Genomic DNA, 21314 nt, shown 5'->3' with positions numbered 1-21314 from the left:
GCACACATGGCGATTTTGCCTAAGCTCAATACGATGGAGTTTGATAAGGAGATACCGTTTGAGGTTTCGGCGCCTTTTGAGCCGATGGGGGATCAGCCGCGTGCGATCCGCGATCTGGCGGCGGGCATCGAGAACGGGCAAGAGGCGCAGGTACTCCTTGGCGCTACGGGCACGGGCAAGACGTACACGATCGCCAAGACGATCGAGCGCGTACAGAAGCCGACGCTTGTCATCGCGCATAATAAGACGCTGGCTGCGCAGCTCGCGAGTGAGTTCAAGGCGTTCTTCCCGAAGAATTATGTCGGCTATTTTGTCAGCTATTATGACTACTACCAGCCCGAGGCGTATATTCCTTCGACGGACACTTACATCGAAAAGGATGCGTCGATCAACGACGAGATTGATGAATTGCGCCACTCGGCGACGTGCTCGCTCTTCGAGCGGCGCGACTGCATCATCGTCGCGAGCGTTTCGTGTATCTACGGTCTCGGCTCGCCGGAGAGCTATCACGAGATGGTTCTGTCGCTGCACAAGGGGCAGACGGTCGTGCGTGAGGACATCTTGCGCAAGCTCGTCGCCATTCAGTACGAGCGCAACGACATCGCCTTTGAGCGCGGCCGCTTTCGTGTGCGCGGCGACGTCATAGAAGTGTTTCCTGCGGGCTGGAATAACCGCGCCGTGCGCATCGAGCTTTTCGGCGACGAGGTTGAGCGCATCCTTGAGTTCGACGTCTTGACTGGAGAGATCTACGGCGAGCGCACGCATTCGATGGTTTTTCCTGCTTCGCACTATGTGACGAAGAAGGAGGACATGGAAATCGCCATGGCGGCGATCGACGAGGAGAAGATCGCGCAGGTCGCGCATTTCAAGGAAGAGGGCAAGCTCATCGAGGCGCAGCGCATTGAGCAGCGCACGAACTACGACCTTGAAATGATGCAGGAGATGGGCTACTGCTCGGGCATCGAGAATTATTCGCGGCACCTCACACACCGTCCGGCGGGGGCGGCGCCGTATACGCTGCTCGATTACTTTCCCGACGATTTCCTCATCGTCATGGACGAGAGCCATGTGACAATGCCGCAGCTCAAGGCGATGCTCAACGGCGACCGTTCGCGCAAGATTTCGCTTGTGGAAAACGGCTTTCGTCTGCCGTCCGCTTTTGACAATCGTCCGCTTTCTTTCGAGGAGTTCGAGCAGCGCATCAATCAGATCATCTACATTTCGGCGACGCCTGCGAAATATGAGTTGGAAAAGGCGCAGCAGGTCGTCGAGCAGATCATCCGCCCGACGGGGCTGCTCGATCCCATCGTCGAGGTGCGGCCTTTGGCGGGGCAGATGGACGATCTTTTGTCGGAGATCCGCATTCGTGCAAAGAAGGACGAGCGCGTGCTCGTGACGACGCTGACGAAGAAGATGGCGGAGAACCTCACGGACTACCTCAAGGATATGCAGGTGCGCGTGCGCTACCTGCATTCGGACATAGCGACGTTCGAGCGTGCTGAGATCATCCACGATCTGCGTGCGGGAAAGTTCGATGTGCTCGTCGGCATCAATTTGCTGCGCGAGGGACTCGACATGCCCGAGGTGTCGCTCGTGGCGATTCTCGATGCCGACAAGGAGGGCTTCCTGCGCTCCGACACGTCGCTGATCCAGACGATCGGGCGTGCGGCGCGAAATGCGGGCGGCAGGGTCATCCTCTACGCCGACCGCATCACGGACTCGATGAAGCGCGCCATGGACGAGACGGAGCGTCGCCGCACGGTGCAGCAGGCGTACAACAAGGAGCACGGCGTCACGCCGAAGACCATCGTCAAGCCCGTCGTGCCGCTGATCGAAACGACGCTTGTCGCCGAGAGCCGCGCCTCCTACGGCGAGGAGTCCGATGGAAAGAAAAAGAAGCTCACGAAGAAGCAGAAGGAGTCTCTGATCCGCACGCTGCTCGCCCAGATGCAGACGGCTTCGCGCGCCTTGGAATTCGAGCGCGCCGCAGAACTGCGCGACATGATCATCGAGTTGGAAGGATCGCTGCCGGGCAAGAAGAAAAAGGGCGCATGAGGAAATTGTTGTTCGGAGGGCGCTGTGTTATACTGTAAATTGAAGCACACAAGCGGAGGCGACATTTTTGGAGAAACTACTGCGTGAGATGCACGCTTGGATGGCGGATTACATGCGTTCCTTCTATACGGAGGACGAGGAGGTGCAGCAGGCGATCCGCATGAAGGAGGTGCATACTGGCCGTGTGACCTCGATTGCCGTGGAGCTTGCCAAACATCTGCATCTCTCTGCGCACGATGTGCAGCTGGCGGAAATCATGGGGCTTTTTCACGATGTGGGGCGCTTTCGTCAATTTACGCTTTACCGCACGTTCAACGACGCCGTATCGGAGGATCATGCGGCGCTCGGACTCAAGGTGCTTGACGAATTGCCGTTCCTTGCGCGTCTTGTGCCTGAGGACGAGGCTCTCGTGCGCTTCTCTATTCTGAACCACAACAAGAAGGTCATCGCGCCGACGGAAGATGCGCGGCAGCTTTTCTTTGCGCGCCTCTTGCGCGATGCCGACAAGCTTGATATCTTCCGCGTGCTGCGCCCGTTTCTCGCGCCGTCGGACGGTACGGGCGTCAGTCCCGATTTCCTCGAAAAGTTCATCGCGGGCGATCAAGTGGACTACACGAAGATCCGCACGATGGACGACCGCAAGCTCGTGCGTCTCATGTGGGTCTACGATGTGAATTTCAGCTGGACCTTGCGGCGCGTCAAAGAGCGCGGCTACATCGAGGACATCATCGCGCACCTACCTGAGGATCCGCGCATGGCGCTCGGCATCGAACGGCTGCACGCCTATGTGGAGAAAAAGTGTGCTGAGGAGGACGCGGCGCCGGCGGAGGTTCTGCAGCGCGGGAAGTGATGGCGGCTGGAGGAAGTCTTGGGAGGCTTGTGATAGCGGGCGAATCTTCGCCAGAAGTCTCAATCGAATGTTTTTTCAGGAAAATTCAGCGAGCAGAAGGATTTTCCGCATTGCGCCTCGAATAAAGAGGCGTTAAATTTTTTTCTTGAGGAAATGCTGAATGTATCCGTGCTTCCTCAATTTCCGGTGCAGACGGTGAAGCGTTGATCGGATGCGCCAGAAGGAGCTGCAAATATGGCAGAAGCGATATCATCGAATTTCATTTATAACATCATCGACGAGGATCTGAAGAACGGCAAGCATCCCGAGGGCATACATACGCGCTTCCCGCCCGAACCGAACGGCTATCTACACATCGGTCATGCGAAGTCGATCTGCTTGAACTTCGGCACGGCGGAGAAATATGCGGGGCTTTGCAACCTGCGCTTTGACGACACGAATCCGACGAAGGAGGATACGGAGTACGTCGACTCGATCCAAGAGGACATCAAGTGGCTGGGATTTTCTTGGGGTGATCGCCGCTACTATGCGTCGGACTACTTTGAAAAGCTCTACGAGTATGCGTGCGCCCTGATCGAGCAGGGGCTTGCCTACGTCGATGACCTCACGGCGGAGGAGATCCGCGCCTATCGCGGCACGCTGACGGAGCCGGGCAAGGAGAGTCCATGCCGCAATCGCAGTGTCGCGGAAAACCTCGCGCTCTTTGAGCGCATGAAGGCGGGTGAGTTCCCCGACGGCAGCCGCGTGCTGCGTGCCAAGATCGACATGGCGTCGCCGAACATCACGATGCGCGACCCCGTCATCTACCGCATCGCGCACGCCGTGCATCATCGCACGGGGGACGCTTGGTGCATCTATCCGATGTACGACTTCGCGCATCCTCTGTCAGATGCTATTGAAAATATCACGCATTCCCTGTGCACCTTAGAGTTTGAGGATCACCGTCCATTCTACGACTGGCTTCTGGAAGTCCTGGGCTTCGATAAGAATACGCGCCCGCGCCAGATCGAGTTCGCGCGGCTCAACGTCACGAATACGATCACGAGCAAGCGCAAGTTGCGCCAACTCGTCGAGGAAGGGCATGTGCGCGGCTGGGATGATCCGAGGATGCCGACAATCTCGGGGCTTCGGCGGCGCGGCTATACACCGGCTTCAATCCGCGACTTCTGCGAGCGCATCGGCGTCGCGAAGTCGAACAGTACGGTCGACGTGGCAATGCTTGAGCACTGTGTGAGAGAAGACCTCAATGAGCACGCTGCACGCGTCATGGCGGTGCTGCATCCTTTGAAGGTTGTGCTGACGAATTATCCCGAGGACAAGTCGGAGGAACTTTTGGCAGAGAACCATCCGACGCGCGGCGGCAAGCGCTATGTGCCGTTTTCGCGCGAACTTTACATCGAGCGCGAGGATTTCATGGAAGAGCCGCCGAAGAAGTTCTTCCGTCTGCGCCCAGGCGGCGAGGTGCGCTTGAAGCACGCCTACATCATCAAGTGCGAGGAAGTCGTCAAGGATGAAAAGGGCGAGATCACAGAGCTTCGCTGCAGCTATGACCCCGAGTCGAAGTCGGGCGGCAGTGCGGCGAACCGCAAGGTCAAGGGCACGCTGCACTGGGTATCGGCGAAGGATGCCATGGACGCCGAGGTGCGCCTCTACGACTATCTTTTGAAGACGGACGATGAGGAGACGACGGCAGACTTCATTGCGTCCTTGAATCCGCATTCTCTCGAAGTCATCGAGGGGGCGAAGGTCGAGCCGAGTCTTGCGCGTACGGCGGAAGGCACGCACTATCAGTTCCTGCGCACGGGCTACTTCGTCGTGGACAAGGATACGCGTCCCGACAGGCTCGTGTTCAACCGCGTCGTCGGACTCAAGGATTCGTGGGGAAAGGTCAAGGGTTGACATGGGAAAGATACCGAAGGGGCTTTCTGACAAGGCGATGATCCAAGGCTTCGAGGAAGAGGCGACGCTCGAAGACTGCTTCCTCGCGCATGAAGCGCACGAGGAGGAAAAGCGCCGCCGCGCTGTGCACGAAAAGGAAGCGGATCTTTCGCGAGCGGCACTCACGCCTGACCTTCTCGACCGGTTGGGCAAGGAGCTTCTCCAACTGAAACTTGATCTTTTTGCCGAGGGCATCAAGAATTATCGCATAGACATCAAGCGCGAGGGCACGACGATCATGCTCGCGCCGAAAGAAACGAAGGGGAGGTGAGGCGGCTTCTTCGCGGGCGGGCTCCAAGATGAAAGGTGTTTTGAGATTTATTATTAAAAATTTATGAAGAAAGAAGTGTAACCAGTGGAAACAAGCACAATTGTTGCTATCGTGATCTTCGTCGCGGCTTACGCGCTGATCATTTCAGAGAAGATTCACCGCACCATCATTGGTATTTGTGGCGCCATGCTGATGATCCTCCTCGGAATCATCAACCAGGAGACCGCGATTCATCACATTGACTTTAACACCCTCGGACTCCTCATGGGCATGATGGTCATCGTGAACATCACGAGTGAGACCGGACTCTTCAACTACCTCGCAATCTGGGCGGCGAAGAAGGTCAAGGCGAAGCCGATCTCCCTGCTCGTCGCTCTCTCGCTCCTCACGGCCGTCTGCTCGGCGCTTCTTGACAACGTGACGACGGTGCTTCTGACGGTGCCGATCACGTTCAGCATCACGAAGCAGCTCAACGTCGATGTCAAGCCGTTCCTCATCGCGCAGATCCTTGCGTCGAACATCGGCGGCACGGCGACGCTCATCGGCGATCCGCCGAACATCATGATCGGCAGTGCCGTCGGCCTGCAGTTCATGGATTTCATCACGAACCTCACGGCGATCTGTATCCTGATCTTCATCGTGACGATCGCTCTTTTGATCGTGATTTACGGAAAGAAGCTCCACACGACGGACGAGCTGCGCGAGAAGGTCATGCAGCTCGATGAGAAGAGTCAGATCGTCGAGCCGCGTCTCTTGAAGAAGTGCCTGTTCGCGCTCGCTATTACGATCAGCCTCTTCGTGTTGCACGGACAGCTCCACCTCGACACGGCGACCGCCGCCATGACAGGCGCAGGCCTCCTGCTCCTCATCAGTTTCCCACAGAAGGAGGCGATGATCGCGAAGGTCTTGTCGAAGGTCGAATGGCTCGCCATCTTCTTCTTCGCCGGTCTCTTCATCCTCGTCGGCGCACTCGTCGAGACGGGCGTCATCAAGATGCTCGCAGAAGAGGCGATCAAGATCACGAACGGCGATCTCACGGCGACCTCGATGCTCATTCTTTGGATGAGTGCCTACGCTTCGGCGTTCATCGACAACATCCCGTTCGTCGCGACGCTCATTCCGCTGATTCAGGATATGGGGCAGATGGGCATGACGAATCTCGATCCCGTATGGTGGTCTCTCGCCCTGGGCGCCTGCCTCGGCGGCAACGGCACCTTGATCGGCGCCTCGGCGAACGTCGTCGTCGCTTCGATGGCGGCGCAACGCGGCAAGCCGATCTCCTTCATCAGCTTCATGAAGATCGCGCTGCCGATGATGACGCTCTCGATTGCGATTTCGAGCGTCTACATCTGGCTCAGGTATTTGTAAACCGTAAGTTTTTTGGGGCGCACGGGGAGACCCGCACGCCCCTCTTTCTCTAGGAGGACTTTGTTGTATGGAGAGATATGCTCCGCAGGAAATCGAAAAAAAGTGGCAGGAGAAGTGGCAGAAGGATGATGTCTACAAGACGGAGATCGATCGCACGCAGCCTGAATATTATGTGCTGGAGATGTTCCCCTACCCGTCGGGCAATCTGCACATGGGTCATGTGCGCAATTATTCGATCGGCGACGTCATCGCGCGCTTCAAGAAGATGCAAGGCTGCAATGTGCTGCACCCGATGGGCTTTGACGCCTTTGGAATGCCGGCGGAGAACGCTGCGATCAAGCACGGTGTGAAGCCCGCCGACTGGACATATTCCAACATCGAGAACATGAAGCGCCAGCAGATGAGCATGGGGCTTTCCTACGATTGGAGCCGCGAGGCTGTGACCTGTCGTCCCGAGTACTACCGCTGGACGCAGTGGCTCTTTGAGCTTTTCTACAAGAAGGGGCTCGCCTACAAGAAGGAAGCGTCGGTCAACTGGTGCGATACGTGCGGCACGGTGCTCGCGAATGAGCAGGTCATCGACGGTAAATGCTGGCGCTGCGACTCCGAGGTGCACAAGAAGGATCTCTCACAGTGGTTCTTGAAGATCACGGACTATGCGGACGAACTTCTCGCCGATCTCGACAAGCTCAAGGGCTGGCCCGAGCGCGTCAAGACGATGCAGGAGAATTGGATCGGCCGCTCCGAGGGCTTGGAATTTGACATCGACGTGCCCGCGCTCGGCGAGAAGATCGCCGTCTACACGACGCGTGCCGATACGGCGTACGGCGTGACCTTCGTGGCGCTCGCGGCGGAGCACCCTCTGATGGAGAAGATCCTCGCGGATAATCCGAAGGCGGAGGAGCTTCGCGCCTTCGCCGACAAGGTCAAGGCGCAGTCGGAGCTTGAGCGCACGTCGGGCGAGTCGGAAAAAGAGGGCATGTTCACGGGGCTTTACGCCGTCAATCCCTTCAACGGCAGGAAGGTTGAGCTTTGGATCACGAACTACGTCCTCGCCGAGTACGGCACGGGCGCCGTCATGGGCGTGCCGTCGGAGGATCAGCGCGACTGGATGTTTGCGAAGAAGTACGACCTGCCGATCATCGTCACCCTGCGCCCGAAGGATCGTGAGCTAAAGCTTGAAGAAATGACGGAAGCCTATACGGACAAGGACGGCATCCTCGTGAATTCGGCGGAGTTCGACGGCATGGAGATGCACGAGGCGCTCGTGGCAATTGTAGAAAAGGCGGTCAAGGAGGGCTTCGGCAGGCGCAAGGTCAATTATCGCCTGCGCGATTGGCTCATCTCACGCCAGCGCTACTGGGGTGCGCCGATTCCCGTCATCTACTGTGACAAATGCGGCGAGCAGCTCGTTCCCGAAGAGGAATTGCCCGTCAAGCTGCCCGAGGATGTGAACTTCGAGCAAGGCGCCGTTTCCCCTTTGGCGCAGAGCGAATCCTTCGTGCACTGCACATGCCCGAAATGCGGCGGTCCAGCAAGGCGCGAGACGGACACGATGGACACCTTTATCTGCTCGTCGTGGTACTACATGCGCTACACCGATCCGCACAACACGCACAAGCCGTTTGCGGCGGACAAGGTGAACTACTGGGCGCCTGTCGATCAGTATATCGGCGGTATCGAACATGCGATTTTGCATCTTCTCTATTCGCGCTTCTTCACGAAGGTACTGCGCGACGAGAAGCTTCTGGATTTCGATGAACCGTTCCAAAATCTCTTGACACAGGGCATGGTCATCAAGGACGGCGCGAAGATGTCGAAGTCGAAGGGCAACGTCGTCTCCCCCGAGGAGATCATCCAAAAGTATGGCGCCGATACGGCGCGCCTCTTCATTCTCTTCGCCGCGCCTGTCGAGCGTGACTTGGAGTGGAGCGACCAGGGCGTCGAGGGGGCATTCCGCTTTTTGAACCGTGTCTGGCGCATCGTCGCGCATTTCGAGGATGCGATCAAAGAGGGCATTGATGATTACGACCATTCGACGCTGACGGCTGAGGAGAAGTCGCTGCGCCGCACGCTGCACCAGACGATCAAGAAGGTCACGGAGGACGTCGGCGAGCGCTTTATGTTCAACACGGCGATCAGCGCCGTCATGGAACTCGTCAACGCTTTCTATGCGTTCCAGGAAAAGCCGGTTCATCCGGGACTCGTGCGTGAGCTTTCCTTTGCGCTCGTGAAGATGCTCGCGCCCTTTGCGCCGCATATCACGGAGGAGCTTTGGAGCCGCATGGAGGGCAAGGGAAGCGTGCACGATGCAAGGTGGCCGAAGTTTGACCGTGCGGCCATCGTCGAGGACGAGGTCGAGATCGTCCTGCAGATCAACGGCAAGGTGCGCGACAAGCTGACGGTGCCGGCGAATATTGAGCCGCAGGAGATGGAGAAGCTGGCGCTCGCGCAGCCAAAGGTCGTCGAACTCACGGCGGGAAAGACGGTCGTCAAGGTCATCTGCGTGCCGAAGAAGCTCGTCAACATTGTCGTCAAATGACTTTTTTGAACAATAAAGGCGTTTGCAAGTGCGCTGGGAGTGCTCCTTCCGACGCACTGCGCAGAGGGGCTGGCGCTTCGCCAAGCTCCTTTTCGCGCTTTGCCGAATGGTGGAATCATGAAAGCACTTTTTGAACAAATGATGCAGGATGGCTCGGCTCGAAAGATTGTCGAGGCCTTTTCGCGCCGCGCGGGCAAGACGCTCGTCTACGGTCTCAGCGGCTCGCAGAAGCATGCGCTCTTTGCTGCCGCCTGCGACAATGCAGAGAAGCCCATGGTCATCGTCACGCACAGCCGCGAGGCGATCGAGGCGTGGCGCGCCGATCTGACGGCGCTTCTGCCGGCACGTGAAATCCTGGAACTGCCCGAGGTCGACATGATGGCGGTGGAAGCGACGGCGAAGGGCATGGAGCGCACGGCTCTGCGCATGGGCATACTCGGCAGGCTGCTCAAGAAGAATCCTGTCATCGTGCTCGCTCACGCCGCCGCCGCTGTACAGAAGGGCGTATCGCGCCGAGATTTCGAGTGCATGAGCCTGCGCCTTGAAGTCGGTGCGACGCTCTCGCGCGAGACGCTTCTTTCGCGTCTCGTCGAGCTTGGCTACGAGGCGGCGGGCGAGGTCGACGCCCTCGGGCAGTTCAGCGCGCGCGGTGGTATCGTCGATATCTATCCGCTTAATGCGTCCTTACCTCTTCGTCTGGAATTCTTCGACGATGAGATCGATTCTTTGCGCGAGTTTGATCCGGCGACGCGGCGCTCCGTGCGCAATGTGCCTTCAGCGGTGGTACTGCCCGTCGCGACCCCTGAGGAATCCGGCGAGGATGCGACATTCCTCTCTTACTTGGAGGGCGAGGGAGCCGTCATTTTCGACGAACCCTTGCGCACGCGTGAAAGTGCACAAAAACTCGTCAAGGAGACGCCCGAGCTGAGGGCGAAGCTTTTCTCATGGGAAGAACTTGTGGCGGGCGCCGAAGGCAATGCAACCTTCTTCGCCGCTCTCATGCTGCAGAAGATTCACGGCGCGGAGCCGGACAGTCTCGTGAGCTTGGCTGTGCAGGCAGTCGCGCCCTTCCAACGACAGATGGATCTTTTGAAGAATGAGGCGCGAAACTGGCTTTCCAACAAGCAGCACGTCGTCCTTCTCGTCGGCGAGGCAGAAAAGGCTGCTTCCCTGCGCGAACTTTTTGCGAAGTCACGCATACCATCTGCCGTCGCAGCGGGCGATGAGCCTTTGAGCGACGCCTATCTGAACATCGTGGTGGGCACGCTCTCGAATGGCTTCGAATTGCCCGGAGCGCGACTCGTCGTCGTATCCGAAAAGGACGTCTTCGGCAGGCAGAAAAAGAAACTCGCGCAGAAAGCGTCGAAGGAAGAGCGCATTTCGCACTTTCGCGAGATCAACGTCGGCGATTACGTCGTCCATGTGAATCATGGCGTCGGCAAGTATCTGGGTGTTGAAACGCTCGATGTGGGTGGCATCAAGAAGGACTATCTGCACATCAAGTACGGCGGCGACGACAAGCTCTTCGTGCCGACCGATCAGGTGGGACTCCTGCAGAAGTACATCGGTTCGGAGGGTGAGACGCCGCGGCTGCACCGCATGGGCGGCACGGAATGGGTCAAGGCGAAGGCGCGCGCGCGTGCTTCCGTCGAGGACATCGCTGATGAACTCATCGCGCTCTACGCGAAGCGCCGCGCGGCGAAGGGATTCGCCTTTTCCCCCGATACGCCGTGGCAGCGGGAGTTCGAGGACGCCTTCCCTTATGAGGAGACGCCCGACCAGCGCCGCGCCATTGAGGAGATCAAGGCGGATATGGAAAAGCCCGAGCCGATGGATCGACTGCTCTGCGGCGATGTCGGCTTCGGCAAGACGGAGGTGGCGATCCGCGCCGCCTACAAGGCGGTCATGGATCATAAGCAGGTAGCCGTGCTCGTGCCGACGACCGTGCTCGCACAGCAGCACTTTCAGACGTTTTCCGCACGCTTCGCCGATTTCGGCGTGAGCGTCGACGTCATTTGCCGCTTTCGCTCGGCGAAGGAGCAGAAGGCGACGATCGAGCGTCTGGAGGCGAACAAGGTCGACGTGCTCATCGGCACGCACGCTATCCTGAATCAGAAGCGCGTGCATTTTTCCGATCTCGGGCTTCTGATCGTCGATGAGGAGCAGCGTTTCGGCGTCAAGCAGAAGGAGAAGATCAAGAAACTTGCGTCAGGCGTAGACGCGCTGACGCTTTCGGCGACACCGATCCCGCGGACGCTTCACATGTCGCTCGTCGGAGCGCGTGACATGAGCATCATCGAGACGCCGCCCGCCGAGCGCTTCCCCGTGCAGAGCTACGTCATCGAGGACAACGACGCCGTCTTGAAAAATGCCATTCGACGTGAACTTCGGCGCGGCGGGCAGGTTTACTTCGTCTACAACCGTGTCGAGAGCATCGACATCATGCGCCGACGGCTCGAAGAACTCGTGCCTGAGGCGCGGATTCAGACGGGGCACGGGCAGATGGCGGAAGAGCTTTTGGAGCGCGTCATGGTCGATTTCTACGAGGGGAGCTACGACATCCTGCTTGCGACGAGCATCGTGGAAAATGGTCTCGACGTGGCGAACGCGAACACGATCATCGTTTACAATGCCGATCGTTTCGGTCTGTCGCAGCTCTATCAGATGCGCGGCCGCGTCGGCCGATCGAATCACATGGCGTTTGCCTATTTCGTTTATCAGGCCGACAAGGTCTTGTCCGAGATGGCGGAAAAGCGTCTGCAGGCGATGAAGGAGTTTGCCGAACTGGGCGCGGGCTTCAAGATCGCCATGCGCGACCTTGAGATCCGTGGCGCGGGCAACCTCCTTGGTGCGGAGCAGCACGGCCACATCGCGAGCGTCGGCTTCGAGATGTACTCGAAGCTTCTTGACGAGGCGATCGAGGAGAGGCGCACGGGAAAGCCGCCTGAAGAGAAGCTTGAGCCTGTCGTCGACATTGAGACGGAAGCCTACCTCGACGGTGAATACATCAGCGATCCCATGCACAAGATCGAGATTTACCAGCGCATTGCAGCGATTCGCAAGAATGCGGAGATACAGGAACTGCTTGACGAATTGATCGATCGCTTCGGCGAGCCGACGCCCGTCGTGCTGCGTTTGCTGGAAGTTGCACGCATACGCAATTACGCGCGAGAACTTGGCATACGTTCCGTCGTGGAAAAGCCGATGTTCTTGGAAATCTCTTTCGTCGATAAACCGACACTCGATCCCGATGGGCTGTTGAAGCTCCTCGGCCTCTTCGGCAGGAACGCCAAGATGCTCCCGCCGCCGCAGCAGATGCTTCGCATACGTCTGGCCGCGCAGTACAAGAAGAACATCGCGAATTTCATCACGCGCGTCCTGATGCTGCTGAAGGGCGAGCAGGACGCTTTCTCGGCGAAGGGCGCGACGGCCAACTCCTGTCGGCTCATCCGGTCGTAGTTGCTGTAGTCGATGATGCGATATGTTGTAGCAATCAGAGTTCTACTATATCTAATTCACAAAAAATTATATGAAAAATCGTTTCTGCTGTTTCAAATTTAGTGTACATTAAAGGCTCTTTTTTCCAAAAGAGACTGGCGTTCGTGCCATCTCCGTAGTCTAGCTGAATTTTTTTATCTTTAAACCCTAGGGCGTTCAAACAATCCTCTGAGGCAGGTGCATATACGATCTGTTCAGTATCACCCGCATCTTCGTTTGGATCTGATGTCATATTGGAGCTTACAATATTTTTGAGATACCGTACCTCTTTAAATGTTAGATTGACATTGGCAAAAGTTTCCTCAAAGCATTTTGCTTCTTGATGTTTTGGATGATCAATTGTTCGTGGTACATCAACATTTATTGTGAGTGTAGCCTTTATGACATCATAGTGTGCCCGGATAAGATATCCTAGAGCAAAATCATACCAGTCCAATTTATTCACGCATATTAGCCTCCTTAATGTATTGGTGTTATTCCGAAAGATCATACTCTATGGAGGTAGGATTCTGTGAACTGGCTGTTGCGCCGCCTGGAGCCAAGAAGACGAAGAGCGTTCTTGTTGTCCTTCCCAACTTTGCGGCTTGTTTTAGGAATCCACACGGTTGAAGTTGAAAAGAGTTCGCTTAGGAGTACCGGAGGAATTTGTGCTACTAATGCTGGGTTTTTGCTATTTCGTTCACTTTTGGCACTGTAGTCGGCATCGTTCTCCAAATTGTTGAAAGAGAACGTCCCTGTGCTGAGGCGGTTCTTCCCTTCGCAGGTTTCCTGGTTCTGCATGATCGTTAGATACCAAAAGTAAAAAATATATATCCGCCCATTAAACCCGCACTCAATAAAGCTAAAATACTTCTCAGTCGTATCCAGTATCTATACCGATAATTAGATAAAGTTTCTAAAGGATAATTCCCATGATGAAACTTCTCTTCTTCTAAAACGATCTTTGATTCAAAGAAGAAGACCGCACCCAATATAAAGGTAAATATACTGGGTGCCATCCAAAAGAATTTTGTGCGCTGTATCCCTTCGTTCCAAGCATCAAAGCACAGAGCCATACAAAAGCATGAAACGGCAAGCATGAGGCAGGAAAACCAATGGCTGAATACATACCATTTCCGATAGCTGTATTTTCTTTCAAATTTCTTATAGTAATAGAAATATGCCATTTTCCCAGCTGCCCAAAGAAAATAAAGATAAATAGCGTATTTTATGGATCATCCCTTCTTTTCTTTATTGCTCCGTGCTAATTTTTTTGATTGTGATGCAAAGTTTCATAGAAATCTCTTCGATGGATCCTTTGCTTTGTCCAGGTGGCATTTCTGCCATCATACTACTTCCGATCGAAATAAATCTTTCGCACATTGTTCCGCAAATCCTCCAAGTTGCTCGGACGAAAGCGGATGTTGTAGCCGATGAAGAGGGGGGAGGTAGCGAATCTCGGCATGATTTTGGCACGTAGGATGCCGTTCTCCTGGTAAAAGAAGATGTTGTAACTGTTGCATCGCTTGTTGAAGTGGTGCATGAGATAGTCGACGGCAATCTGTATGTCGTCGGCTACGGTGTCCAGAGGTTCGTTCGTCTTGGGGACGACATTGAATTCGCTGAAGCCGATGCGCGGGCATGTCGCGATGTTGAAGTCGACGTCGTTTTCCTCGTGTATGGTCAGTCCCTCGAATTCCAGGGGGTCGAAGGTCAGGTTTTCGTTGAGCGAGTGGAAGCCGACGATCTGCATGTGGGGGTGACGCAGCGTACCGCCCGAGAGTGGACCGAAATTCTTGAAGAAGATGACGGCCTCGTACTTTCCCGAATTCTGCATCTTCTGCCAGTGATGCACGCCGAAACGAATGAGGCGGTGCATGTGCTCGGCGGAATAGTCGGGCATGTCGGAGTGACAGATTTTGCTCTCAATGAGAACGAACTGGTCGGCGTCTTCGATGACGTTGTACTTGTTCTTGAGCAGCACGAGGTCGCCGTCTGTATCGACGATGCCCGAGAGATTTTCACGGTCACAGAAAGGACATGGGGCGGTCTTGTTGATGATATTTTCCGGCTTTTTCTTGCCGAGCGTCGTATTGAAACCGATGAGATTGATTTCCATAGAGAAGACACCTCAAGTTTTGTAACAAAATCGACCTAGTATATTTCCGGCAGAAATGGTATAATTCCTACGTTGAGCCTTAGGGTGCAGAAGATGCATCATTCCCCTTATTATATAGAAATTCGTACATTTTTGCAAAGCGGCTTTTTCATATCTCGGATTGCAGGGAAGAAGCGAAGAGGGGAATTGGGCAGTTAGGCGGTGTTTCGTATCAGCAGTCAAAAATCTACAGGCAAGAGCAAAGCGGAGAGTTTCCTCAAGGGGACTTTGATCTTGACGGTGGCAAGCTTCGTCGTAAAGGTCATCGGTTCCTTGAATTGGATCTTCGTTTCGCGCATCTTGGGCGGCGAGGGCATCGGGCTTTATCAGATGGCTTTCCCGATTTATTTTTTCGCCATGAGCATTTCGCAGGCGGGCGTGCCTGTCGCCATATCGATCATCACGGCGGAGCGTGTCGCTTTGAAGGACGTTTTCGGCGCACGGCGCGTATTCCGCATATCCATGACCTTGATGGTTTTTACGGGGCTTTTGTTTTCCCTTTTGACATATTTTGGCGCAGGCTGGCTCATCGAGTGGCAGTTCATTCGTGACCCGCGCGCCTATATGGCAGTCGTGGCGCTCTCGCCGACGATTTTCTTCGTGACCTTGCTCGCGAGCTCACGCGGCTATCTGCAAGGCTGGCAGCGCATGACGCCGACGGCGGTCTCGCAGATTGTCGAGCAGATCTTCCGCGTGCTCACGATGGTGCTCTTCGCGAGCCTTCTCCTGCCGATGGGACTCGACTATGCGGCGGCGGGCGCGAGCCTCGGCGCGTTTGCCGGCGCTATCGGCGGACTTCTCGTGCTCGTCTACTATCATTGGAAGCTGGACAAGGACATTGAGCGTGAGTACGGCCCGAATCTTGCGCCACCGCCGGGGAAAGCGCCGGCGCCTCTCGGGGCGATCGTCCGACGTATCTTCTCACTCGCCTTGCCCGTGTCAGCGGCGAGCATCATGCTGCCGATCGTGTCGAACCTCGACCTTTTGATCGTGCCGCAGCGTCTTGAGGTCGCGGGCTATACGGTGCCGCAGGCGACGGAGTTGTTCGGCTATCTCACGGGCATGGCGGTGCCGCTCGTCAATCTCGCGACAATCCTCACGGCGTCCTTGGCGGTGAGCATCGTGCCGGCGATTTCGGAGGCGCGAGCCTTGAAGGACACGCAGCGCGTCTACAATCAAACGGCAGCCGCCGTGCGCATATCGAACTTCGTTTGCTTTCCTGCATTCGTCGTCGTGTTCGTGCTCGCGACGCCAATCTCGACGCTCATTTACAATGCGCCGGGCGCGGGTCCCGCCGTGCTCGTCTCGTCGTTTTCCATCGTGCTCCTCGGCCTGCATCAGGTGTCGACGGCGGTTCTGCAAGGACTCGGGCATCCGAAGATTCCGATGATCAACATGATTCTTGCCGCTGCCGTCAAGGTCGCCCTCAACTGGATCTTGACAGCGATCCCTTGGCTCGGCATCATGGGCGCGGCTTGGGCGACGGCGGCGGATATGGGGGTTGCCGCTGTCATTAACCTTTACTTCATCTGGCGTTATATCGGCTATCGCATGGAGCTGCTGCAGCTCTTTAAGACGATGGCGGCGGCTGCCTTCATGGCGGGCGCTGTGTATCTCTTCTACAGCTTTGTCATGAGCACGCTCGCCGTCAATGCCGTGGCGACCTTCGGCTCGGTGTTCGTCGGCGTCATCGTCTACGTCGCGGCGCTGATTCTCGTGCGCGGACTGCTCGAAGAGGATATGGCGCGCATTCCGTTTATCGGCTCTTTGAGCATTCGTTTTTTGCGCCGCATTGGCATTTTCCGCAGCGTTGAGGGGGCGAAGGGATGAGAAAGTTTCTGCTGGTCTATAATCCTGTCTCGGGCAATGCATCGTTCAAGCAGCGGCTCGATGAGATGATCTGGCGCTTCCAGACACTCGGCTGCATGCTTATCCTCTACCGCACGGATCGCGAACTTACGAATCTTGCGCTCTATGTGCGGGAATCTGAGGCCGAGGGTGTGCTTGTCGCGGGCGGTGACGGCACAGTGCATGAAGTCGTCAACGTGATCGTGCGTGAAAAACTTGCGGTTCCCCTCGCGATCATCGGCAGCGGCACGTCGAACGATTTTGCGACGTACCTCGGTCTTGCAGATGGCTTGGAAGCGTATATCGAGCGCATCCTCGCGCACAAGACGATGCGCGTTGATCTCGGGCGCATCGGGGAAGAATACTTTATCAACGTCGCGAGCGCCGGCGTCATGACAAATATCGCACATGAGGTCGATGTGCGGCTGAAGAATACGCTGGGCAAGATGGCGTACTACCTGAAGGGCATCAGCGAACTGCCGAAGTTCCGTTCGGTGAAGTTTTCCATCGAGGCGGATGGCGAGATGCGCGAGGAAGAGGGCTTCCTCTTCGTCATTGCCAACAGCGGTATCGTCGGCAGTTTCAATAACGTAGCGACGCATGCGAGCATCAATGATGGTAAGTTTGATTTGCTGCTCGTGAAGAAGTGCAGTCTGCCGGAACTCGTCGCTCTGACGGCGGAGATTGTCTCGGGCAGGGGAATCTCAGAGAAGAATGTGCTGTATCTGCAGGCAAGTGAGTTTCGCATCGCGGCGGATGCGCCGCTTTTGAGTGATGTGGACGGTGAGCAGGGGCCGCCTCTTCCCATGCACGTCGAGGTTGTACCTAGTGCAATCGAGCTTTTCATCTGAAGTTTGTGAAGCGTACATTCGCAACGTAAATTCGCAACACGGCAGCCACTCAAAAACTCTTTACGCTCCTATTGACAAAACCTCAAGGGAATGGTATCATTTTTTCTGTTGTTGCATCATGTGCCGAAGTGGCGGAATTGGCAGACGCACTTGACTCAAAATCAAGCGTAGTTACCTACGTGCCGGTTCGAGTCCGGCCTTCGGCACCATAGAGATTTTAAGGCTTCTGGGTATTTCGCTTAGAAGTCTTTTTCTATTTTATGGTATGAGAGGAGGCAGGCATATATGAAAGACGTAGGAAGCATTACGGTCGTGGGACTTGGCCCCGGACGCTTCGGGCTTATCACGCTTGAAAGCATGGAGGCGGTGACGAGCGGGCGAAGCCTTCTCCTGCGCACGGCAGTTCATCCATCCGTGGCGGAACTTAAGAGGCGCGGCGTTCCTTTCATGAGCTACGATTCCTGGTATGAAAAGGCGCAAAGCTTCGAGGCGCTCTACCATGCGATTGCGGAAGATCTCACTGCAAGGGCGCGTGCAGGCGAGGAGATCGTCTATGCCGTACCCGGCAGTCCCTTTGTGGCGGAACGAACGGTTCTCTTTTTGCGTGATTTGTGCGCGAAGGAAGGATTGGAGCTTTCTATTCTGCCGGGCATGAGCTTCGTTGAGACGCTCTACGGCAGTCTCGGCATCGATCCCGTCGAGGGTCTTATGATCCTCGATGCATCGGATGCGGAGAGCATGCCCTTCCGTTTTCCGACAGGTGTGCTCTTCACGCAGGTCTACAGCCGCGAGATTGCTTCTGAGTTGAAACTCGCCTTGATGGAGCGAATGAATGACGAGAAGGAAGTCATCTATCTGCACAATATTGCGCTGCCCGATGAATCCGTGCGCCCGATGCCGCTCTATGAAATCGATCGACAGACGGATACGGATCATCTGACGAGTCTTTTCATTCCTCACGGTAGCTTCCAGGATGATTAAAAAAGCCTACGGAAGGCGGTTTTTCAAGTTTTTTTGCACTTTTTTCGTTGTGAGAAAGAGGATTCTAGGCAACTACAGCGAATAAAAGTAGCGTAACAAATTCAAAAGGAGGCTACAAACGTGAACAAAACGGAATTAGTGGCTAATGTAGCGGAAAAAGCAGGGCTGTCGAAGAAGGATGCCGAAAAGGCTCTGAGCGCAGTCATCGAGAGCGTTGAAGAGGCTCTTGTCGAGGGCGACAAGGTTCAGCTCATCGGTTTCGGTACGTTCGAGGTCAAGGATCGCGCTGCCCGTACCGGCCGCAATCCGCAGACGGGCAAGGAAATCAAGATTGCCGCTTCGAGGAATCCTGTTTTCAAGGCTGGCAAGGCATTGAAGGATGCTGTCAACAACAAGTGAGCACGGTGGCTCTCCGAGGGCTGGGTTTTTACCCAGCCTTTTTTCGTAGCATTTTGCAGTTTTCGAGAGGTGGTTCGCATGAATCGCGTTGTTCTTCTTACGGGCGGCACGTCGGGCATCGGCCTTGCGGCGGCGCGTCTTTTCCTGCAGGCGGGCAGCACGGTCGCTCTGGCGGGGCGCTCGGCGACGCGCGGCGAGGCGGCGCTCGCTTCGTTAGGTGAATTGGCGCTCGATGGGCGCGCCGCGTTCTTCGCCGCCGACCTGCGCCGCGCCGATGAGGCGAGGCGGCTCGTGGGTGCGGTGTGCGAACGCTTTTCGCGACTCGATGTTCTCGTGAATTCGGCAGGGATCTATTTGGAACGCGCGTTGGAAGAATTGACAGAAGAGGAATTCGAGGACGTCATGGACACGAACGTCAAGGGCACCTTTTTCACAACACAGGCGGCGCTTGCGCCCTTGAAGGAGAGTCGCGGCAGCATTGTCAATCTTTCGTCTGACGCGGGGATTCACGGCAATTTCCTGTGCACGGCCTACTGCGCATCGAAGGGCGCCGTGACGCTCTTCACAAAATCTCTGGCCTTGGAACTCGCGCCTTTCGGCGTGCGCGTGAACTGCGTGTGCCCCGGAGATGTTGCGACACCGATGACGGAGGCGCAGCTGCAGGATGCTCCTGACCGTGAAGAGGCTCTGCGGCAGATGTCGGGCGTCTATCCGCTCGGTCGTATCGCGCGGGCGGAAGAAGTCGCCGATATTATTTTTTTTCTGACCTCCGATGCCGCTTCCTTCGTGACGGGCGCGGCGTGGAGCGTGGACGGCGGCCTTACGGCTTGAGGAGGCAGGCGGCAGCGAACGTCTGTTTCGTTGTATCTCCTCCTTGCTTGTGCTAAAATAGAGGGCATAACAAAGGAGAATTGTTTGACTATTTCATTTTCAAGAGTGAAGGAAGGTCGGTTATGGCGGCTCGCAGCTATCTGATCGTAGCGGCGTCGATCGGCTCTGGACACATGAAGGCGGCGGAAGCCTTGGCAGCGGCTCTTTTGCGGGCGGAGCCGAAGGCGCATGTGGCGGTCGTCGACTTCACGAGGCGCGATACGGCATGGGTCACTTGGTTCATGAAGGCGGCCTATCTGAAGATGCTGCACTTCATGCCGAACCTTTACCAGCTACTCTATCGTTTCACGGGGCACAGGCAGGGCGCTTCGCCCGTGCAGAAGCTCATCGCTTCCTTGACGAAGCGCAACATGCGCAGACTTGTGCGTCTCCATGCAGCGGACACGGTGATCTGCACGCATCCTTTTCCCGAGGGTGCGGCGTCGTGTCTCAAGAAGAGCGGCGAGGAAGATTTCTTTTTTGCCACGGTTCTTACGGACTACAGCGTGCATCGCATGTGGTTCTATCCGGGTGTCGACGCCTTCTTTGTCGCGACGGAGAGGATGCGGCGCAGCCTCGTCAAGGAAGGCTGTGCAGCGACGGCGGTTCATGCGACGGGCATTCCGATTCTGCCGCTGTCCCCAGCAGATTTTGACCGTGCGGCGATTTGCGAAAGGCTGGGACTCAGCGAGTCGCTTCCTACAATCCTCGTCATGGGCGGCGGGCTTGGACTCGGCGATGTGGCTCAGTCTCTTGAAAAGCTTGAGGATGTCGCAGAAAAGCTGCAGATCCTCGTTGTTGCAGGGAAGAACGAGCGCCTTCTTGCTTGGGTCAAAGCACACGCCGTGCGCTCGCACCATGCGGTTCGCGCCTGGGGGTACACCAATGCGGTGCCTGATCTGATGGCGGTTGCAGCGCTTCTCATATCGAAGCCTGGCGCATTGACCATCAGCGAGGCGTGGGCGATGGGCGTGCCGCTGATCCTGCATGAGCCGATTCCAGGGCCGGAGCTTGAGAATGCGATGATTGCAAGCGAGCGCGGTACGGCGGTTTGGCTCGGCAAGGGCGAGAATCTGGCGGCTCTCGTCATGGGGTTGCTGGGGGACGCGTCGCGTCTCGCCTCCATGCGCGAGGCGGCGCTTCTCGCAAGCCGCCCCGCAGCGGCGCAGGAGATCGCACAGTTTCTGCAGATGGCAGGCGCAAGCGTCGGTTGACGAATATGGTTTTTACGATTTCGGGCGAGGGTGGTTTTTGTGGCAGTATCGAAATTGGAAAAGGACGCGAACGGCGCGTTTCTCTGTCCGCAGTGCGGCAGGCCACTTCGCACGGTTGAGGGCGGCACGGTCATGATTCGGGGCGGCAAGGCGGATTTGGAAAGTGTGAAGCCGCGCTACGAATGCGACAACTGCAGAGTGTTTTACCGCGAGCTTCTGAATTCGGGTTATTACGATGTGTTTGACATGCCGAAAATCAAGGCAGTCGGCGATCTCACGCCGACGATTCTGCGCGTTGACGCCGAGGGACACGCGCCGTGCCCTCGCTGCGGCGGGCAGCTCGACCTCGTCGAATGGCAGCCCGTTCATCTCGTGGACGGCAAGGCGGATATGGAAAACGTCTCGCCGCACTTTCGCTGTGCGAGCTGCGATTCCATATTTCGTCGCATAGCGACGACAGAATATTTCCAGTGGGCGGAGAAGTAGCCGTCC

The 21314-nt window shown here is 56.4% G+C and carries 17 protein-coding genes and 1 tRNA gene; 15 read left to right on the top strand and 3 right to left on the bottom strand.

Annotated elements, in window-relative coordinates:
• The first annotated feature begins 6 nt into the window (after positions 1 to 6).
• The 7 genes from uvrB to mfd all read left to right on the top strand — a co-directional run bounded on the left by uvrB (position 7) and on the right by mfd (position 12483).
• Positions 7 to 2055 (top strand): excinuclease ABC subunit UvrB, encoded by a 2049-nt coding sequence (gene uvrB / locus OL236_RS06295; protein WP_009645705.1) that lies wholly within the window; start codon positions 7 to 9, stop codon positions 2053 to 2055.
• 67 nt (positions 2056 to 2122) lie between these two features.
• Positions 2123 to 2905, top strand: a complete 783-nt coding sequence (locus tag OL236_RS06290; protein ID WP_265071745.1) for an HD domain-containing protein — start codon at positions 2123 to 2125, stop codon at positions 2903 to 2905.
• A gap of 234 nt (positions 2906 to 3139) precedes the next feature.
• Complete coding sequence (locus tag OL236_RS06285) at positions 3140 to 4804, top strand: glutamine--tRNA ligase/YqeY domain fusion protein (RefSeq protein ID WP_265071744.1); 1665 nt, start codon at positions 3140 to 3142, stop codon at positions 4802 to 4804.
• 1 nt (position 4805) lies between these two features.
• Positions 4806 to 5114 (top strand): hypothetical protein, encoded by a 309-nt coding sequence (locus OL236_RS06280; protein WP_009645721.1) that lies wholly within the window; start codon positions 4806 to 4808, stop codon positions 5112 to 5114.
• Positions 5115 to 5198: 84 nt separating this feature from the next.
• Positions 5199 to 6482, top strand: a complete 1284-nt coding sequence (locus tag OL236_RS06275; RefSeq protein ID WP_009645725.1) for an SLC13 family permease — start codon at positions 5199 to 5201, stop codon at positions 6480 to 6482.
• Positions 6483 to 6549: 67 nt separating this feature from the next.
• Positions 6550 to 9024, top strand: coding sequence for a leucine--tRNA ligase (gene leuS, locus OL236_RS06270; RefSeq protein ID WP_265071743.1), 2475 nt, complete (start codon positions 6550 to 6552; stop codon positions 9022 to 9024).
• Positions 9025 to 9141: 117 nt separating this feature from the next.
• Positions 9142 to 12483: a transcription-repair coupling factor gene (gene mfd, locus OL236_RS06265; protein WP_265071742.1), complete on the top strand. Its 3342-nt coding sequence runs from the start codon at positions 9142 to 9144 to the stop codon at positions 12481 to 12483.
• Between the two features lie 34 nt (positions 12484 to 12517).
• Here mfd and OL236_RS06260 read toward each other — a convergent pair whose 3' ends face one another.
• The 3 genes from OL236_RS06260 to OL236_RS06250 all read right to left on the bottom strand — a co-directional run bounded on the left by OL236_RS06260 (position 12518) and on the right by OL236_RS06250 (position 14620).
• Positions 12518 to 12967, bottom strand: coding sequence for a hypothetical protein (locus OL236_RS06260; protein ID WP_265071741.1), 450 nt, complete (start codon positions 12965 to 12967; stop codon positions 12518 to 12520).
• Between the two features lie 340 nt (positions 12968 to 13307).
• Entirely contained in the window at positions 13308 to 13688 is a 381-nt protein-coding gene (locus tag OL236_RS06255; RefSeq protein ID WP_265071740.1) for a hypothetical protein, read from the bottom strand.
• Between the two features lie 164 nt (positions 13689 to 13852).
• Positions 13853 to 14620, bottom strand: coding sequence for a DUF4931 domain-containing protein (locus OL236_RS06250; RefSeq protein WP_265071739.1), 768 nt, complete (start codon positions 14618 to 14620; stop codon positions 13853 to 13855).
• Between the two features lie 201 nt (positions 14621 to 14821).
• On the opposite strand from OL236_RS06250, the gene OL236_RS06245 reads away from it, so the two are divergent.
• The 8 genes from OL236_RS06245 (at position 14822) to OL236_RS06210 (ending at position 21308) form a co-directional block, all read left to right on the top strand.
• On the top strand, positions 14822 to 16489 hold the full coding sequence (locus OL236_RS06245; RefSeq protein ID WP_265071738.1) for a polysaccharide biosynthesis protein: 1668 nt from the start codon (positions 14822 to 14824) through the stop codon (positions 16487 to 16489).
• Positions 16486 to 17358: a diacylglycerol/lipid kinase family protein gene (locus OL236_RS06240; protein WP_009645712.1), complete on the top strand. Its 873-nt coding sequence runs from the start codon at positions 16486 to 16488 to the stop codon at positions 17356 to 17358. Before OL236_RS06245 ends, OL236_RS06240 begins: the two co-directional genes overlap by 4 nt.
• Before the next feature lie 122 nt (positions 17359 to 17480).
• Positions 17481 to 17567: transfer RNA gene (locus tag OL236_RS06235), tRNA-Leu, on the top strand.
• Between the two features lie 76 nt (positions 17568 to 17643).
• Complete coding sequence (locus tag OL236_RS06230; protein WP_265071737.1) at positions 17644 to 18339, top strand: SAM-dependent methyltransferase; 696 nt, start codon at positions 17644 to 17646, stop codon at positions 18337 to 18339.
• A gap of 120 nt (positions 18340 to 18459) precedes the next feature.
• Positions 18460 to 18738, top strand: coding sequence for an HU family DNA-binding protein (locus OL236_RS06225; protein WP_009645699.1), 279 nt, complete (start codon positions 18460 to 18462; stop codon positions 18736 to 18738).
• 78 nt (positions 18739 to 18816) lie between these two features.
• On the top strand, positions 18817 to 19569 hold the full coding sequence (locus OL236_RS06220; RefSeq protein ID WP_009645665.1) for an SDR family NAD(P)-dependent oxidoreductase: 753 nt from the start codon (positions 18817 to 18819) through the stop codon (positions 19567 to 19569).
• A 122-nt stretch (positions 19570 to 19691) separates the two neighbouring features.
• Positions 19692 to 20822: an MGDG synthase family glycosyltransferase gene (locus tag OL236_RS06215; protein ID WP_265071736.1), complete on the top strand. Its 1131-nt coding sequence runs from the start codon at positions 19692 to 19694 to the stop codon at positions 20820 to 20822.
• Positions 20823 to 20861: 39 nt separating this feature from the next.
• The gene (locus tag OL236_RS06210; protein WP_009645636.1) at positions 20862 to 21308 is read left to right on the top strand and encodes a hypothetical protein; all 447 of its coding nucleotides are present in this window, start codon (positions 20862 to 20864) and stop codon (positions 21306 to 21308) included.
• Positions 21309 to 21314: the final 6 nt, after the last annotated feature.

The organism is Selenomonas sputigena (assembly GCF_026015965.1).
Classification (GTDB): Bacteria; Bacillota; Negativicutes; order Selenomonadales; family Selenomonadaceae; genus Selenomonas.
The sequence above is the reverse complement of the archived record's forward strand: the minus strand, read 5'-3'. Positions and strand labels throughout refer to the sequence as shown.

Coding starts and splice junctions, on each gene's coding strand:
- OL236_RS06280 (WP_009645721.1), top strand. CDS start 4,806: ATGGGAAAGATACCGAAGGGGCTTTCTGACAAGGCGATGATCCAAGGC.
- uvrB (WP_009645705.1), top strand. CDS start 7: ATGGCGATTTTGCCTAAGCTCAATACGATGGAGTTTGATAAGGAGATA.
- OL236_RS06250 (WP_265071739.1), bottom strand. CDS start 14,620: ATGGAAATCAATCTCATCGGTTTCAATACGACGCTCGGCAAGAAAAAG.
- OL236_RS06255 (WP_265071740.1), bottom strand. CDS start 13,688: ATGGCATATTTCTATTACTATAAGAAATTTGAAAGAAAATACAGCTAT.
- OL236_RS06240 (WP_009645712.1), top strand. CDS start 16,486: ATGAGAAAGTTTCTGCTGGTCTATAATCCTGTCTCGGGCAATGCATCG.
- mfd (WP_265071742.1), top strand. CDS start 9,142: ATGAAAGCACTTTTTGAACAAATGATGCAGGATGGCTCGGCTCGAAAG.
- OL236_RS06230 (WP_265071737.1), top strand. CDS start 17,644: ATGAAAGACGTAGGAAGCATTACGGTCGTGGGACTTGGCCCCGGACGC.
- OL236_RS06215 (WP_265071736.1), top strand. CDS start 19,692: ATGGCGGCTCGCAGCTATCTGATCGTAGCGGCGTCGATCGGCTCTGGA.
- OL236_RS06220 (WP_009645665.1), top strand. CDS start 18,817: ATGAATCGCGTTGTTCTTCTTACGGGCGGCACGTCGGGCATCGGCCTT.
- leuS (WP_265071743.1), top strand. CDS start 6,550: ATGGAGAGATATGCTCCGCAGGAAATCGAAAAAAAGTGGCAGGAGAAG.
- OL236_RS06285 (WP_265071744.1), top strand. CDS start 3,140: ATGGCAGAAGCGATATCATCGAATTTCATTTATAACATCATCGACGAG.